At 72.4% G+C, this 15,024-nt stretch carries 13 protein-coding genes; 8 read left to right on the top strand and 5 right to left on the bottom strand.

Translation table 11 applies throughout. From position 1 onward, the window contains the following. Nucleotides 1-66: 66 nt before the first annotated feature. A complete protein-coding gene (locus tag ACF1AL_RS02360) occupies nucleotides 67-1,836 on the top strand; it encodes a CDP-alcohol phosphatidyltransferase (protein ID WP_391779912.1) in 1,770 nt (589 codons plus the stop codon). Nucleotides 1,837-1,846: 10 nt separating this feature from the next. On the opposite strand, the gene dusB is transcribed toward ACF1AL_RS02360, so the two are convergent. Beyond that, nucleotides 1,847-3,001, bottom strand: coding sequence for a tRNA dihydrouridine synthase DusB (dusB, locus tag ACF1AL_RS02355; RefSeq protein ID WP_391779911.1), 1,155 nt, complete (start codon nucleotides 2,999-3,001; stop codon nucleotides 1,847-1,849). Nucleotides 3,002-3,082: 81 nt separating this feature from the next. Here dusB and ACF1AL_RS02350 point away from each other — a divergent pair, with 81 nt between their 5' ends. Then, on the top strand, nucleotides 3,083-4,534 hold the full coding sequence (locus ACF1AL_RS02350) for an MFS transporter (RefSeq protein ID WP_391659424.1): 1,452 nt from the start codon (nucleotides 3,083-3,085) through the stop codon (nucleotides 4,532-4,534). Here ACF1AL_RS02350 and ACF1AL_RS02345 read toward each other — a convergent pair. Further along, the gene (locus ACF1AL_RS02345; protein ID WP_391779910.1) at nucleotides 4,531-5,442 is read right to left on the bottom strand and encodes a helix-turn-helix transcriptional regulator; all 912 of its coding nucleotides are present in this window, start codon (nucleotides 5,440-5,442) and stop codon (nucleotides 4,531-4,533) included. The genes ACF1AL_RS02350 and ACF1AL_RS02345 overlap by 4 nt on opposite strands. A gap of 101 nt (nucleotides 5,443-5,543) precedes the next feature. On the opposite strand from ACF1AL_RS02345, the gene ACF1AL_RS02340 reads away from it, so the two are divergent. After that, a complete protein-coding gene (locus tag ACF1AL_RS02340; RefSeq protein ID WP_366834624.1) occupies nucleotides 5,544-6,974 on the top strand; it encodes an MFS transporter in 1,431 nt (476 codons plus the stop codon). Nucleotides 6,975-7,076: 102 nt separating this feature from the next. After that, nucleotides 7,077-8,207 (top strand): serine hydrolase domain-containing protein, encoded by a 1,131-nt coding sequence (locus ACF1AL_RS02335; RefSeq protein WP_391779909.1) that lies wholly within the window; start codon nucleotides 7,077-7,079, stop codon nucleotides 8,205-8,207. A gap of 100 nt (nucleotides 8,208-8,307) precedes the next feature. On the opposite strand, the gene ACF1AL_RS02330 is transcribed toward ACF1AL_RS02335, so the two are convergent. Both ACF1AL_RS02330 and ACF1AL_RS02325 read right to left on the bottom strand, forming a co-directional pair. Then, nucleotides 8,308-8,898, bottom strand: coding sequence for a TetR/AcrR family transcriptional regulator (locus ACF1AL_RS02330; protein ID WP_384208993.1), 591 nt, complete (start codon nucleotides 8,896-8,898; stop codon nucleotides 8,308-8,310). 26 nt (nucleotides 8,899-8,924) lie between these two features. Beyond that, nucleotides 8,925-9,947, bottom strand: a complete 1,023-nt coding sequence (locus ACF1AL_RS02325) for an aldo/keto reductase (RefSeq protein ID WP_391694938.1) — start codon at nucleotides 9,945-9,947, stop codon at nucleotides 8,925-8,927. Nucleotides 9,948-10,225: 278 nt separating this feature from the next. Between ACF1AL_RS02325 and ACF1AL_RS02320 the strand changes: the two genes are divergently transcribed. Then, a complete protein-coding gene (locus ACF1AL_RS02320; protein ID WP_391825351.1) occupies nucleotides 10,226-10,675 on the top strand; it encodes a hypothetical protein in 450 nt (149 codons plus the stop codon). A 91-nt stretch (nucleotides 10,676-10,766) separates the two neighbouring features. Here ACF1AL_RS02320 and ACF1AL_RS02315 read toward each other — a convergent pair whose 3' ends face one another. Further along, complete coding sequence (locus ACF1AL_RS02315) at nucleotides 10,767-12,149, bottom strand: glycine--tRNA ligase (RefSeq protein WP_391825350.1); 1,383 nt, start codon at nucleotides 12,147-12,149, stop codon at nucleotides 10,767-10,769. Between the two features lie 185 nt (nucleotides 12,150-12,334). On the opposite strand from ACF1AL_RS02315, the gene ACF1AL_RS02310 reads away from it, so the two are divergent. Genes ACF1AL_RS02310 through ACF1AL_RS02300 form a run of 3 tightly spaced genes read left to right on the top strand, consistent with a single transcriptional unit; the run spans nucleotide 12,335 to nucleotide 14,978 of the window. After that, a complete protein-coding gene (locus ACF1AL_RS02310) occupies nucleotides 12,335-13,294 on the top strand; it encodes a metal ABC transporter substrate-binding protein (RefSeq protein WP_386419327.1) in 960 nt (319 codons plus the stop codon). 20 nt (nucleotides 13,295-13,314) lie between these two features. After that, entirely contained in the window at nucleotides 13,315-14,082 is a 768-nt protein-coding gene (locus tag ACF1AL_RS02305) for a metal ABC transporter ATP-binding protein (protein WP_391779904.1), read from the top strand. Continuing rightward, the gene (locus tag ACF1AL_RS02300; RefSeq protein WP_366834616.1) at nucleotides 14,082-14,978 is read left to right on the top strand and encodes a metal ABC transporter permease; all 897 of its coding nucleotides are present in this window, start codon (nucleotides 14,082-14,084) and stop codon (nucleotides 14,976-14,978) included. Before ACF1AL_RS02305 ends, ACF1AL_RS02300 begins: the two co-directional genes overlap by 1 nt. The last annotated feature ends 46 nt before the right edge of the window (nucleotides 14,979-15,024 follow it).

Genomic DNA, 15,024 nt, shown 5'->3' with positions numbered 1-15,024 from the left:
AACACCGGGCCGGGGCCGGTCGTACGGGAGGGTGTCGTCGGCCACCACCGTTGGAAGGACCCCGGGTTGTCCCAGGACACCAGCACGCGCGAGCGGGAGGCAGCGGCCGAGGCGGACACCGCCCCCGCCCCTTCGGCACCCCGGCGTTTCCCGCGCCTGCCCCATCCGCGCGCCCGGCTCGCCCGGTGGCGCGGACGGCACCCTTCCGCCGCCCGGTGGCTGTCGCTCGCCGTCACCGCGCTCGCCGCGCTGCTCGTGCAGTTCGCCCTGCTGATGCCGAACACGCCGACGGGGCTGCGGCCGGGGGCGTTCGTGCGGCTGCCGGGCGAGGCGATCGTCGGGGCCGTCGTCCTGCTGTATGTGCCGCGGCGGGCGCGGACGGCCGTGGCCGCTGCCGCGGGGGCGCTGGTGGGGTGGCTGGCGGTGCTGGACATGCTGGACATCGGGTTCCAGCAGTACCTCGGGCGGCCCTTCAACGTGATTCTCGACTGGGAGCTGTTCGCCGACGCCCGGTCCTACGTCCGGGACGCCCTCGGCGGTGCGGCCGCGTTCGGGCTCACGATCGGCGCGGTGGTCCTCGTCGTGGCGCTGGTCGTCCTGGTCGCGCTGGCCGCCGTCCGGCTCGCCGGCGCGCTCGACCGGCACCGGGCGCACGCCGTGCGGGGGGTGCTGATCGCCGCCACGGCGTGGATCACCTGCGCCGCGTTCGGGCTGCAGCTCGCCGGGGGCCCGCTGGCCTCGCGGCACACCGCGACCGTCGCCGAGGCGCAGGCGCGGACCGTGCGGGACACGCTGCGCGACGAGGCCGCGTTCGGCAAGGAGGCCCGGGTGGACGCCTTCGGCGACACCCCGCCCGCCCAGCTGGTGCCGGACCTGCGGGGCAAGGACGTGATCTTCACGTTCATCGAGAGCTACGGCCGCAGCGCCGTCGAGGACCCGATCATGGCGCCGGGCGTGGACCGCACGCTCACCGCGAGCACCCAGGCGCTGGCGAAGGCCGGCTTCCACGCCAAGAGCGGCTGGCTGACGTCGGCGACGTACGGCGGCGGCAGCTGGCTCGGCCACTCCACCTTCCTGTCCGGCCTGTGGATCAGCAACCAGCAGCGCTACCGCACGGTGATGGCCAGCGACCACCTCAGCCTGACGAAGGTGTTCGCCAAGACCGGCGCCTGGGACACCGTCGGGGTGATGCCGGGCGTGGTCAAGGCCTGGCCGGAGCAGAAGTACTACGGCCTGGACAAGGTCTACAACGCCTTCCAACTGGGCTACCAGGGGCCGAAGTTCAGCTGGTCGACCATGCCGGACCAGTTCGCGCTGCAGCAGTTCCAGCAGCGCGAGCACGGCCGCAAGCGGGACAAGCCGCTGATGTCGGAGATCATCCTCACCTCCAGCCACCAGCCCTGGGCGCCGATCCCGCGGATGGTCGGCTGGGACCAGCTCGGGGACGGCACGGTCTACGACGCGATCGAGAAGGCCGGGAAGAAGTCCGCGGACGTCATCGCCGACACCACCGCCTCGCGCGAGGAGTACGGCAAGTCCGTCCAGTACTCGGTGACCGCGCTCACCCAGTGGCTGGAGCGCTACGGCACGAAGGACACCGTGCTGGTCTTCCTCGGCGACCACCAGCCGATCGCCCGGGTCAGCGGCAACCACGCCAGCCGGGACGTGCCGGTGTCGATCGTCGCCAAGGACCCGAAGGTGCTCGAGAAGATCGCCGGGTGGGGGTGGAGCGACGGACTGCGGCCGGCGCACACCGCCCCGGTGTGGAAGATGAGCGCCTTCCGCGACCGCTTCCTGACGGCGTACGGGTCGGTGCCGCACCCCTCCCGCGGCTGAGCGGGGCGGGTCAGCCGCCGGAGGTGTCCAGCTCCGCGTCCTCGGTGACGCCCGCGCAGTCGTAGGGGTCCTTCAGCCAGCCGTCGGGCAGGACGACCCGGTTGTTGCCGGAGGTGCGGCCGCGCGGGCCGTCGGCGCCGGCCGGCCAGGGCTGGTCGAGGTCCAGCTCGTCCAGGCCGGCGCGCAGCTCTTCAAGGGTGGAGGTGACGGCGAGCCGCTTGCGCATCTCGGAGCCGACGGCGAAGCCCTTGAGGTACCAGGCGACGTGCTTGCGGAAGTCGATCACGCCCTTGGACTCGTCGCCGAGCCACTCGCCGAGCAGGCCGGCGTGGCGGACCATGACGTCGGCGACCTCGCGCAGGGTGGGCCGGACGAAGTCCTGGGGCCGGCCCTCGAACGCGGCGACCAGGTCGGCGAACAGCCACGGCCGGCCCAGGCAGCCGCGGCCCACGACGACGCCGTCGCAGCCGGTCTCGCGGACCATGCGCAGCGCGTCCTCGGCGGACCAGATGTCGCCGTTGCCGAGGACGGGGATCTCCGGGACGTGCTCCTTGAGCCGGGCGATGGCGTCCCAGTCGGCGGTGCCGCCGTAGTGCTGGGCGGTGGTGCGGCCGTGCAACGCGATGGCGGTGACGCCCTCCTCGACGGCGATGCGGCCGGCGTCGAGGTAGGTGAGGTGGTCGTCGTCGATGCCCTTGCGCATCTTCATCGTCACCGGCAGGTCCCCGGCGCCGCTCACGGCCTCGCGCAGGATGGCGCGCAGCAGGTTGCGCTTGTAGGGCAGGGCGGAGCCGCCGCCCTTGCGGGTGACCTTGGGGACGGGGCAGCCGAAGTTGAGGTCGATGTGGTCGGCGAGGTCCTCCTCGACGATCATGCGGACGGCCTTGCCGACGGTGGCCGGGTCGACGCCGTACAGCTGGATGGAGCGGGGGCGCTCGCTCGCGTCGAAGCGGATCAGCTGCATGGTCTTGTCGTTGCGCTCGACCAGCGCCCGCGTGGTGATCATCTCGCTGACGAACAGGCCCTTGCCGCCGGAGAACTCCCTGCACAGGGTGCGGAAGGGCGCGTTCGTGATACCCGCCATGGGGGCGAGCACCACGGGCGGTGCGACGAGGTGCGGACCGATTCGCAGCGTGGAGTTCACATCAGTCGTGGGCGTGGGCATGGCCCCATTGTCGCGTACGCCCGCCGACAGCACCCAAAGTAATTAGTTAGGCACACTAGCGATAAGGGGTATTCTGGTTCCATGCCCGAGCCGAGCCATCGCCGCAGACTGCTCGTGCTCGCGATCTGCTGCATGAGCCTGCTGATCGTGAGCCTCGACGTCACCGCCCTGAACGTCGCCCTGCCCGCGATGCAGCGCGATCTGCACGCGTCGACGTCCGGGCTGCAGTGGACCATCGACGCCTACACCCTGGTCCTGGCGTCCCTGCTGATGCTGGCCGGCTCCACCGCCGACCGCGTCGGCCGCAAGCGGGTCTTCATGCTGGGCCTGGTCGTCTTCACGGCCGGGTCGGCGCTGTGCTCCCTCGCGCCGAACCTGGACGCGCTGGTGGCGTTCCGCATGATGCAGGCGGTGGGCGGCTCGATGCTCAACCCGGTCGCCATGTCGATCATCACCAACACCTTCACCGACCCGCGCGAACGCGCCCGCGCGATCGGCGTGTGGGGCGCGGTCGTCGGCCTGTCCATGGCCGCGGGCCCGATGGTCGCCGGCGTGCTGGTCGAGTCCGTGGGCTGGCGGTCGATCTTCTGGCTCAACCTGCCGGTCGGCCTCGCGGCCCTGCTGCTCACCCTGCGCTACGTCCCGGAGTCCCGCGCGCCCAAGGCCCGCCGCCCCGACCCGGTCGGCCAGGTGCTGGTAATCGCCCTGTTCGGCGCGCTGACGTACGCGATCATCGAGGCCCCGGCCGCGGGCCTCGCCTCCGTCCTGCCCTTCGCCGCGATCGCCCTGGCCGCCCTGCTCGGCCTGCTCTGGTACGAGCCGCGACGCGACGAACCCCTCATCGACCTGCGCTTCTTCCGCTCGGCACCGTTCAGCGGGGCCACCGTGATCGCGATCAGCGCGTTCGCGGCGCTCGGCGGCTTCCTGTTCCTGTCCACGCTGTACCTGCAGAACGTGCGCGGGCTGAGCGCCCTGCACGCCGGCCTGTGGATGCTGCCGATGGCCGTGCCGACGTTCCTGTGCGCCCCGCTGTCCGGGCGGCTGGTCGGCTCCCGCGGGCCGCGGCTGCCGCTGCTCGTCGCGGGCGTGGCGATGACCGCGAGCGCGGTGCTGTTCGCCGCGTTCGAGGCCGAGACGGCCAACGGCACGCTGTTCCTCGGGTACGTGCTCTTCGGCATCGGCTTCGGCTTCGTGAACGCGCCGATCACCAACACGGCCGTCTCCGGCATGCCGCGGGCGCAGGCCGGGGTGGCCGCCGCGGTCGCCTCCACCAGCCGGCAGCTGGGGCAGACGCTCGGCGTCGCGGTGGTCGGCGCGCTGCTGGCCTCCGGCGTGGGGCACGCGTCGTACCGGGAGGCGTTCGTCTCGGCGGCGCGGCCCGGGTGGTGGGTCCTCGTCGGCTGCGGGCTCGCGGTGCTGGTCCTGGGCCTGCTGAGCAGCGGGCGGTGGGCGCGGTCGACCGCGACGCGTACGGCCGAGCGGCTGGAGTCGGACGAGGTGCGGCAGGTCGTGGGGGCCGTGGAGCGTACCTAGGCCCTGTCCTCGGGCAGGTCGGCTCCGCTCCGCTTCAGGGCGATGGCCTGCAGCTCCTCCAGACGTGCCCGCGTCTCGCCGTCCGCCGGGACATAGCTGACCATGCGCGCGCCGACCTCGGGGGTGAGCCACAGGTCGGTGTGGTCCAGCACCAGGTGGCCCACGTACTTGTTGAGGAACTCCTTGCGCTTGGTGCGGTGGGCGACGACCTCGTGGCGGTCCCAGGCCTCGCGGAAGTCCGGGGACTGGTCGCGCAGCCGCTTGAGGAGCATCTTCCAGGCGGGTTCGCCCAGGTGCCCGGCCATCGCGGCGCGGAAGCGGGCCGCCATCAGCCGCTGGGCCTCCTGCAGGTGCACGATCGAGGACTGCCATTCCGGGTGGGTGTACGACAGGATCAGGCAGTTGCGGTCCTCGGGAGCCACCTCGTCCAGATCGCACATCAGCAGGCCGTAGGTGCGGTTGTAGGCGACGATGTCGTACCGCTCGTTCTGGATGGCCGCCGGGACGGGCTCCAGTTGCTCCAGCAGGGCCCGCACCGCGGGCGTCACCGAGGGGCAGCTCTGCGCCGGGCTCGGGTCGACGGCGCCGGCCAGCTGGAAGAGGTGGGCGCGTTCGGTGGCGTCGAGCTGGAGGGCCCGGGCGAGGGAGTCCAGCACCTGCACGGAGACCTGGATGTCCCGGGCCTGCTCCAGCCACGTGTACCAGGTGACGCCGACCGCGGACAGCTGGGCGACCTCCTCGCGGCGCAGCCCGGGCGTGCGGCGCCGGCGGCCGCGGGGCAGGCCGACCTGCTCGGGGGTGAGGCGCTCACGGCGGCTGCGCAGGAAGGCGGCCAGCTCGTGGCGGCGGATCTCGGTGCCGCGCGCGGCGGCGAGGGCGGGCTGCGTCTCCTGGGCCAGCATGGTCATACTCCCAGGGTGCCGCCTCACGCGTCCTGTTTCCAGGTGGTCGTGGTACCAGGATAAAGACACTCTGGTACCCGTCTGCGCCACGGCGCAGGCTCGGTGGCGTGACCGAGACCATCACTCCACGCCCCGTCCGCTCGGACCCCTCCGCGCCGCCCGCGCTGAGCGGTCCCGGGCTGTTCGCGGTGCTGCTCGCCGCGGCACTGCCCCTGATCGACTTCTTCATCGTCAACGTCGCCCTGCCCACCATCGGCCAGGACCTGCGGGCCGGCGAGTCCGTGCTGGAACTGGTCGTCGCCGGGTACGGCGTCGCGTACGCCGTCCTGCTCGTCCTCGGCGGGCGGCTCGGCGACCTGTTCGGCCGGCGGCGCCTCTTCCTCGCCGGGATGGCCGCGTTCGGTGTGACCTCGCTGGCGTGCGGGCTCGCACCGAACGCGTGGAGCCTGGTCGCCGCGCGCGTCGCCCAGGGCGCCGCGTCCGCGGCGATGCTGCCGCAGGTGCTCGCCACCATCCAGGCGGCCACCTCCGGCCCGCGCCGCGCCCGGGCGATGGGCCTGTACGGCGCGACGGCCGGCCTGTCCATGGTCGCCGGCCAGATCCTGGGCGGCGTCCTGGTCGCCGCCGACCTGTGGGGCACCGGCTGGCGCTCGGTGTTCCTGGTCAACGTGCCGGTCGTGGCCGTCGGCCTGCTGCTGGCCGCGCGGACCGTGCCCGAGACCCGTTCGCAGCGCCCGGAGCCGGTCGACGGCCCCGGCACGGTCCTGCTGGCCGTCGCCCTGCTCGCCCTGCTGGCTCCGCTCACCGAGGGGCGCGCGGCGGGCTGGCCGCTGTGGACGTGGCTGTCGCTGGCCGCGTTCCCCGTGGCGGCGGCCGCCTTCTACCGGGTGGAGCGCCGCGCGGACCGGGCGGGCCGTACCCCGCTGGTGCCGCCGAGCCTGTTCGCGCTGACCTCGCTGCGGCGGGGGCTGGTGCTGATCCTGCCGTTCTCGATCGGCTTCAGCGGCTTCATGTTCGTCGTCGCCGTCGCGCTCCAGCAGGGCGCGGGCCTCGGTCCGGTCGCGGCGGGGCTGGCACTGGCCCCGCTGGCCGTGACGTTCTTCTTCACCTCCCTGGCCGGGCCGCGCCTGGTCGCCCGCCACGGCACGCGGGTGGTGACGGCGGGCGCGGTGCTGCAGGGCGCCGGTCTGGCCCTGATCGCGCTGGCGGCCTGGCGGTCCTGGCCGCACCTGGGCGTCCTGGAACTCCTGCCGGGCGGGGCGGTCGCCGGTGTCGGCCAGGCCCTGCAACTGCCCGTGATCTACCGGGTGGTCCTCTCCGAGGTGCCGCCCGCGCGGGCCGGCGTCGGCAGCGGCGTGATGACGACGACCCAGCAGGCCTCCCTCGCCCTCGGCGTCGCCACCCTGGGCACGCTCTTCCTCTCCCTGACCCCGGCCGCCGGCATGCGCGACGCCCTGATCACGACCCTCCTGGTCCAGCTGGCGGGCGTCGTCCTCACGGGCCTGCTGAGCCTGCGTCTGCCCCGGCAGGTGGGCTGAGCCCCGCGGCGCGCGCGAGGGACGGGACCCGGCGGCGATGACTTCCGGTGGCGGGCGGGGTCGTACCACCCGTAGCTTCCCCGCCCACCGGAAGGCCGAAGGATGAGCAGCACGCTGTACGAGACGCTGCGGCGACGTGTCGACGACGGGACCGTCCCCGGTGCCGTCGCCCTGGTCGCGCGCGGGGACGACGTCGAGGTGGCCGCCGTCGGGTCGGCGGACGCCGCCGGCACGGTCCCGATGGCCCGGGAGTCGATCTTCAGGATCGCCTCGCTCACCAAGCCGGTGATGGCGGCCGGCCTGCTCACGCTGGTCGACGAGGGCCGGATCGCGCTGGACGATCCGATCGCCGAGTGGCTGCCGGAACTGGCGAAGCCGCTGGTGGTCCGCACCCCGTCCGGACCCGTCGACGACGTGGTGCCGGCGGTGCGGGCGATCACCGTGGAGGACCTGCTCGACTCGCGCCCCGGCTGGGGCATCGCCCCGGACTTCTCGCTGCCGGCCGTCCGGGCGCTGTTCGCGGTGCAGGACCACAGCCGCCCGATGCGCAGTTGGCCCGCCCCGGACGAATGGCTGGCCCGGCTCGCCGAGGTGCCGCTGCTGCACCAGCCCGGCGAGGCGTGGCTGTACGGTACGGCGTCCGCCCTGCAGGGGCTGCTGGCGGCCCGCGTGACCGGCAGGACCCTGCCGGAGTTCCTGGCCGAGCGGGTCCTGGAGCCGCTGGGCATGAAGGACACCGCCTTCGAGGTGCCGGCGGCGAAACGGGACCGGTTCACCTGGGCGTACGCGCCCGCGCAGGACGGCACCCTGACGCTCACGGACACCCCGGACGGCGACTACGCGGGCCTTCCGCGCTTCCCCTCGGGCGGCGGCGGGCTGGTGTCGACCGCCGACGACTGGCTGGCCTTCGCCCGGATGCTGCTGTCCGGGGGCGCCGGCCTGCTCTCCCCCACCTCGGTGAGCCGGATGACGAGCAACCACCTCACCGCGGCGCAGCGCGCGGACGTGACGCTCTTCCTGGAGGGTCAGGGCTGGGGCTACGGCGGCCAGGTCGACGTCGACCCCGTCGACCCGTGGAGCGTGCCCGGTCGCTACGGCTGGGTGGGCGGCACCGGGACGACGGCGCACGTGATCCCGGCGACGGGCACCGTCACGATCATGCTGTCCCAGGTGGCGATGACCGGCCCGACCCCGAACACACTCATGCGGGAGTTCTGGCGGGCGTGCGCCTGAGCCCCCGGCGGCGCCGCGTACGGCGGGAGCGCGCGGCGTCCGCCCGAGGCCTCCGCGCCGGCGCGCACAGGGGGAGTCGCCTCCGCCCCGGGCGCCGGGCTCAGCGGGCCGTCAGTCCGCGCACCACCAGGTCCACCACCGTCGTGAAGTCCCCTTGGACGGACGGGTTCTTCCACTCCGCCGCGTAACAGGGGTCGTGGAAGCGGCCGGTGGCGTGGAAGACGGCGCGGGCCGCCGCGGCCGGGTCAGCGGCGGTGAAGGTGCCCGCGGTGACGCCGTCCTCGATGATCCGGGTCAGCTGCGCGGCGAGGTCGGCGATGTGCTCGCCGACGGCCGTGCCGTTCTCGTCGGTCAGCACCGTGTAGGTGGCGAACAGTTCCGGGTCGTCGCCCGCCTTGTGCCGCTTGGCCTCGAACAGGGCGGCGAGCCAGGCCCGCAGCCGCTCCTCGGGGCTGCCGTCGGCGGCCGCGATCCCGGCGAGCCGCTCCGACGTGCGGTCCAGCCACCGCTTGGTGACCGCCTCGCGCAGGGCCGCCTTGGTGCGGAAGTGCCGGTAGACGCTGCCGTGGCTGACGCCGAGCGCGCGGGCCACGTCGACCACGGTGGCCTTGGCGGGCCCGTGGCGGCGCAGCACCTCCTCGGTGGCTTCGAGGATGCGCTCGGCGGTCAGGGTCTCGGTGGGCGGTGCCATGTCATAGACCGTACCCGGGCGCCGGGTCAGCGTTCGCTGTCGAGGTGTGCCATCTGCGCGCTCGGGTAGCGCTCGCCGGCCGCGGCGTCCGCCGGCACGGCCTCCTCGATGGCCGCCAGGTCGGCCTCCTCCAGCGTCACGTCGAGGGCGCCCAGCGATTCGCTCAGCCGCTCGCGGGTGCGGGCGCCGACGAGCGGCACGACGGCCGTGTCGTGGCGCGGTCCTTGGGCGAGCACCCAGGCGATGGCGATCTGCGCGACGCTCACGCCCTTCTGCTCGGCGATCTTGCGCAGGGCCTCGACGAGGTCGAGGTTGTGCTGGAGGTTCTCGCCCTGGAAGCGGGGCGAGTGGGCGCGGAAGTCGTGTGCGGCGAGCTGCCGGTCGCGGGAGAAGTGGCCGGAGATCAGGCCGCGGGAGAGCACTCCGTAGGCGGTGACGCCGATGCCCAGCTCGCGCAGGGTGGGCAGGATCTCGGCCTCGATGCCGCGGGAGATGAGCGAGTACTCGATCTGCAGGTCGCTGATCGGGGCGGTGGCGGCGGCGCGGCGGATGGTGTCGGCGCCGACCTCGCTGAGGCCGATGTGCCGGACGTGTCCCTTCTCGACCAGGTCGGCGATGGCGCCGACGGTCTCCTCGATCGGGACGTCGGGGTCGAGGCGGGCGATGCGGTAGACGTCGATGTGGTCGACGCCGAGGCGCTGCAGCGAGTAGGCGGCGAAGTTCTTCACGGCGGCGGGGCGGCCGTCGTAGCCGCTCCAGCCGCCGTCCGGGTCGCGCAGGGCGCCGAACTTGACGCTGAGCAGGGCCTGTTCGCGGCGGGCCGCGGGCGCGGTGCGCAGCGCCTCGCCGATGAGCATCTCGTTGTGCCCCATGCCGTAGAAGTCGCCGGTGTCGAGCAGGGTGACGCCGGCCTCCAGGGCGGCGTGCACGGTGGCGATCGATTCGGCGCGGTCGGCGTCGCCGTACAGGGCGGACATGCCCATGCAGCCGAGGCCGAGGGCGGAGACCTGGGGGCCGGTGGTGCCGAGGGTTCGGGTGCGTGTCGTCATGGATCCAGAGTGGCACGACAGATGACAGATTTCAATATCTGTCAGTCCATTCTTGTCAGTCACGCCGACACGACCCTCCGGGAGTCGTGAATCCGAGTAAGAGTCATCGGGAGCAGCCACCGCGCCGACCAGGGCATTCGTTCACATCTAGGGCGTTTTTCACCCCTTCCTCACCCTAGGATGCTCGCCTGCGGCGGAGGGCGGGCGAAGGCTGGAGGGGAAGCGTCGAGCCCCGCGGATCTCACCTCGCGGGGAGCGCATCATCGAGGAGACGAAAGATGAAGACCACATTCCGTGGACGCTGCGGCCGTGTGCTCACGGTCGGAGCCCTGGCGGGCGCGCTGGCCGCCGGTGGGGCGACGGGAGCCCTCGCCGCGACCTCGCCGGCCCCCACCCCGCACCACACCATGGCACCCTCCCCGCACCACACCACACACAACAGCACCCACACCATGGCGGCCTCGATCACCGTCAGGTCCACCCGCACCACCGTGAAGACGGGCCACAAGGTGATGTTCACCGGCCGCACCAAGGGCCTGAAGGTCGGCACCACACTGGTGCTCCAGAGCATGCACAACGGCACGTGGAAGACCCTGAACGACCACACCACCGTCAAGAAGGGGAACAGCTACCGCCTCACCGCGTCGTTCACCACCAAGGGCACCCGGTACCTGCGGGTCGCCGCCGGCAAGGTGCACTCCCCGACCGTGACGCTCAAGGTCACCTGAGGTCCCCGAAGAGCCCGCATCCCCCTCCACCCATGCGAGAAGGCCCGCCCCCTGTCGTCAGGGGGCGGGCCTCCACATCGTGCGGGCGGCGTCAGCAGCCGATCAGGCGCGCGGCCAGGTAGCCCTCGATCTGGTCGAGGGAGACGCGCTCCTGCTTCATCGAGTCGCGCTCACGGACGGTCACGGCGTTGTCGTCCAGCGTGTCGAAGTCGACGGTCACGCAGAACGGCGTACCGATCTCGTCCTGGCGGCGGTAGCGGCGGCCGATGGCGCCGGCGTCGTCGAACTCGATGTTCCAGTGCTGGCGCAGCGCCTGGGCCAGGCCCTTCGCCTTCGGCGACAGCTCGGCGTTGCGGGACAGCGGGAGGACGGCGACCTTCACCGGGGCGAGGCGGTGGTCGAGGCGCAGCACGGTGCGCTTCTCCATCTTGCCCTTGGCGTTGGGGGCCTCGTCCTCGACGTAGGCGTCGAGCAGGAAGGCGAGCATGGTGCGGCCGACACCGGCCGCGGGCTCGATGACGTACGGCGTCCAGCGCTCGTTGGCTTCCTGGTCGTAGAAGGACAGGTCCTGACCGGAGGCCTTGGAGTGGGAGGACAGGTCGTAGTCGGTGCGGTTGGCGACACCCTCGAGCTCGCCCCACTCGCTGCCGCCGAACTGGAAGCGGTACTCGATGTCGGCGGTGCGCTTGGAGTAGTGGGAGAGCTTCTCCTTCGGGTGCTCGTACCAGCGCATGTTCTCCTCACGCAGGCCCAGGCCCGTGTACCAGTTCCAGCGCTGCTCCATCCAGTACTCGTGCCACTTCTCGTCCTCGCCCGGCTTGACGAAGAACTCCATCTCCATCTGCTCGAACTCGCGGGTACGGAAGATGAAGTTGCCCGGCGTGATCTCGTTGCGGAACGACTTGCCCATCTGGGCGATGCCGAACGGCGGCTTCTTGCGCGAAGCGACCTGCACCTGGGCGAAGTTGGTGAAGATGCCCTGGGCGGTCTCGGGGCGCAGGTAGGCGACGGAGCCGCTGTCCTGGGTGGGGCCGAGGTGGGTGGAGAGGAGACCCGAGAACTGCTTGGGCTCGGTGAACTGGCCCTTGTTGCCGCAGTTGGGGCAGTTGATGTCGGCCAGGCCGTTGGCCGGGGCGTGGCCCTTCTTCTCCTCGTAGGCCTCCTCCAGGTGGTCCGCGCGGAACCGCTTGTGGCAGGAGGTGCACTCCGTGAGGGGGTCGGTGAAGGTCGCGACGTGACCGGAGGCGACCCAGACCTCGGGGGCGAGGATGACGGACGAGTCGAGACCGACGACGTCCTCGCGGGAGGTCACCATGTAGCGCCACCACTGGCGCTTGATGTTCTCCTTGAGCTCGACACCCAGCGGCCCGTAGTCCCAGGCGGCGCGCTGTCCGCCGTAGATCTCACTGCAGGGGAATACGAAGCCACGGCGCTTGCTCAGGCTGACGATGGTGTCGATCTTGTCGGCGGCCACGGTGCTCTCTTCATTACGACGACGGGCGACGAAGCGAGATGCTTCCAGCGAATGCTTCAGCGTACCGGCGCGGGCTCCCCCTCGACCAAATCGGGGGGCGTCCCGGCCTCGCCCGCCGTCCCGGTCAAGGGCCCTCCCACCCGGCTTGTTGACAACGGTTTCCATATTTGTTGAAAATGACTGTCATGAACGTACGACGACGCCTCATATCCGCCGCGGCGGTCACGGCCACGACCGCCCTCGGGATCGGCACCCTCACCGCCTGCGGCGGCGACAGCGCGGCCGCCGGCGCGACGGACAGGTTCGACGTCGTCGCGTCCTTCTATCCGATGGCCTACCTCGCCGAGCAGATAGGCGGGGGCCACGTGCACGTCACCAGCCTCACCCAGCCCGGCCAGGAACCGCACGACCTGGAGATCAGCACCCGGCAGACCGCGCGCCTGGAGGAGTCCGACGCGGTCCTCTACCTCAAGGGCCTGCAGCCCGCCGTGGACGACGCCGTCGCCCAGTCCGGCGTCAAGACCAAGATCGACGCCGCCTCGCTGACCACCCTGGAGCAGCACGGCAACGAGGTCGGCGGGCACGCCGCGGAGCACGACCACGAGCACGGCGAGGAGAGCGGCGGCCGGGACCCGCACATCTGGCTGGACCCGGTGCGCTACGCCGAGGTCGCCCGCGGCGTCGGCGCCGCCTTCGCCAAGGCCGACCCCGCCCACGCCGCCGACTACACGAAGAACACCGACGCGCTGGTCAAGAAGCTCGACGCGCTGAACACCGAGTTCGCCGACGGGCTGAAGAACACCCGGACCAAGGTCTTCCTCACCACCCACGCCGCCTTCGGCTACCTCGCCGAGCGCTACGGCCTGACCGAGGAGGCCATCAACGGCCTCGACCCGGAGTCGGAGCCCAGCGCCGCCCGCGTGAAGGAGCTGCAGGCCATGGCGAAGGCCGACGGCGTCTCCACCGTCTTCTACGAGACCCTCGTCAGCGACAAGACCGCCAAGACCGTGGCGCGCGACGCGGGCCTGCGGACCGACGTCCTCGACCCGATCGAAGGCATCACCAAGAAGTCCCGCGGCCAGGACTACCTCCAGGTCATGCGGGCCAACCTCACGGCCCTGCGCACCGCGCTGGGGGCGCGGTGACCGACCGATCGGAGACCGGCATGCCCGAGCCCGTCATCGCGCTGCGCGGCGTACGCGCCGACCTGGGCGCGCGGACCGTCCTGCGCGGCATCGACCTGACCGTCCGCCGCGGCGAGGTCGTCGCCCTGCTCGGCGCGAACGGCTCCGGCAAGTCCACGGCCGTGCGCAGCATCATCGGCCAGGTGCCCGTCGGCGCCGGCGAGATCGAGCTGTTCGGCACCCCGCGCCGCCGCTTCCGCCAGTGGTCCAGGGTCGGCTACGTCCCGCAGCGCACCACCGCCGCGGGCGGCGTCCCGGCCACCGTGACGGAGATCGTCTCCTCGGGCCGCCTCTCCCGCACCCGCTTCGGCGTCTTCCGCAAGGCCGACCGGGAGGCCGTACGGCACGCCTTGGAGCTGGTCGGGATGGCGGACCGGGCGGGCGACTCGGTGAACGTCCTGTCCGGCGGGCAGCACCAGCGGGTGCTGATCGCCCGGGCGCTGGCCGCCGAACCCGAACTGCTGATCATGGACGAGCCGATGGCGGGCGTCGACCTGGCCAGCCAGGAGGTGCTCGCGCACACCCTGAAGGAGCAGGTCGAGGCCGGCGCCACGGTCCTGCTGGTGCTGCACGAGCTCGGGCCGCTGGAGCCCCTCATCGACCGCGCGGTGGTGCTGCGCGACGGCTGCGTGCTGCACGACGGCCCGCCGCCCAAGGCCGTCGGCCAGCACGCCCTGCCCGGCCACGACCACGTCCACCCTCACGCACCGGCGGGCACCGAACCGATCCGTACGGGACTGCTGAGCTGATGGACCTCCTGAACTACGCCTTCATGCAGCGGGCGCTGCTCGCCGCCGTCCTCGTCGGCATCACCGCGCCCGCCGTCGGCATCTACCTGGTGCAGCGCCGCCAGGCCCTGATGGGCGACGGCATCGGCCACGTGGCGATGACCGGCGTCGGCCTCGGCTTCCTGCTGTCGGCGTCGCCGGTGTGGATGGCGACGCTGGTGTCCGTGCTCGGCGCGGTGCTGATGGAGCTGATCCGCTGGTACGGCCGGACCCGCGGCGACATCGCCCTCGCGATGCTCTTCTACGGCGGCATGGCCGGCGGCGTCCTGTTCATCAACCTCGCGCCGGGCGGCTCCAACGCGAACCTCACGTCGTACCTCTTCGGCTCCCTGTCGACGGTCTCGCCGTCGGACGTCCGCGCGATCTGCCTGCTCGCGGCGTTCGTCGTGCTGGTCACGCTGGGCCTGCGCCGGCAGCTGTTCGCCGTCAGCCAGGACGAGGAGTTCGCCCGGGTGACCGGTCTGCCGGTGCGGGCGCTGAACCTGCTCACCGCCGTCACCGCCGCGGTGACGGTGACCGTCGCCATGCGGGTGGTCGGGCTGCTGCTGGTGAGCGCCCTGATGGTGGTGCCGGTCGCCGCCGCCCAGCAGCTCAGCCGCAGCTTCGCGGCGACCTTCGCGATCGCCGTCGCGATCGGGGTGAGCGTGACCATCGGCGGCACCGTCACCTCGTACTACCAGGACGTGCCGCCCGGCGCGACGATCGTCCTGCTGACCATCGCGGCGTTCGTCGCGCTGACCGCGGTGGCCACGCCGCTGGCCCGGCGCCGCGCCCGGGCCGCCGCACAGCCCGCCGGGGACCCGGCGGAGTGCGCGATCCCGGCCGGGCGGACGGCGCCCGACGAGATCGGCGTCTGACCGCCTCCCTGCCGGGCTGGCACAATGGCCCGGCAGGGGACGCCGT

This window comes from Streptomyces sp. NPDC014801 (genome assembly GCF_043082085.1).
In the GTDB taxonomy this organism is placed as follows: Bacteria; Actinomycetota; Actinomycetes; order Streptomycetales; family Streptomycetaceae; genus Streptomyces.
This window is presented reverse-complemented; position numbering and strand designations above follow the sequence as displayed.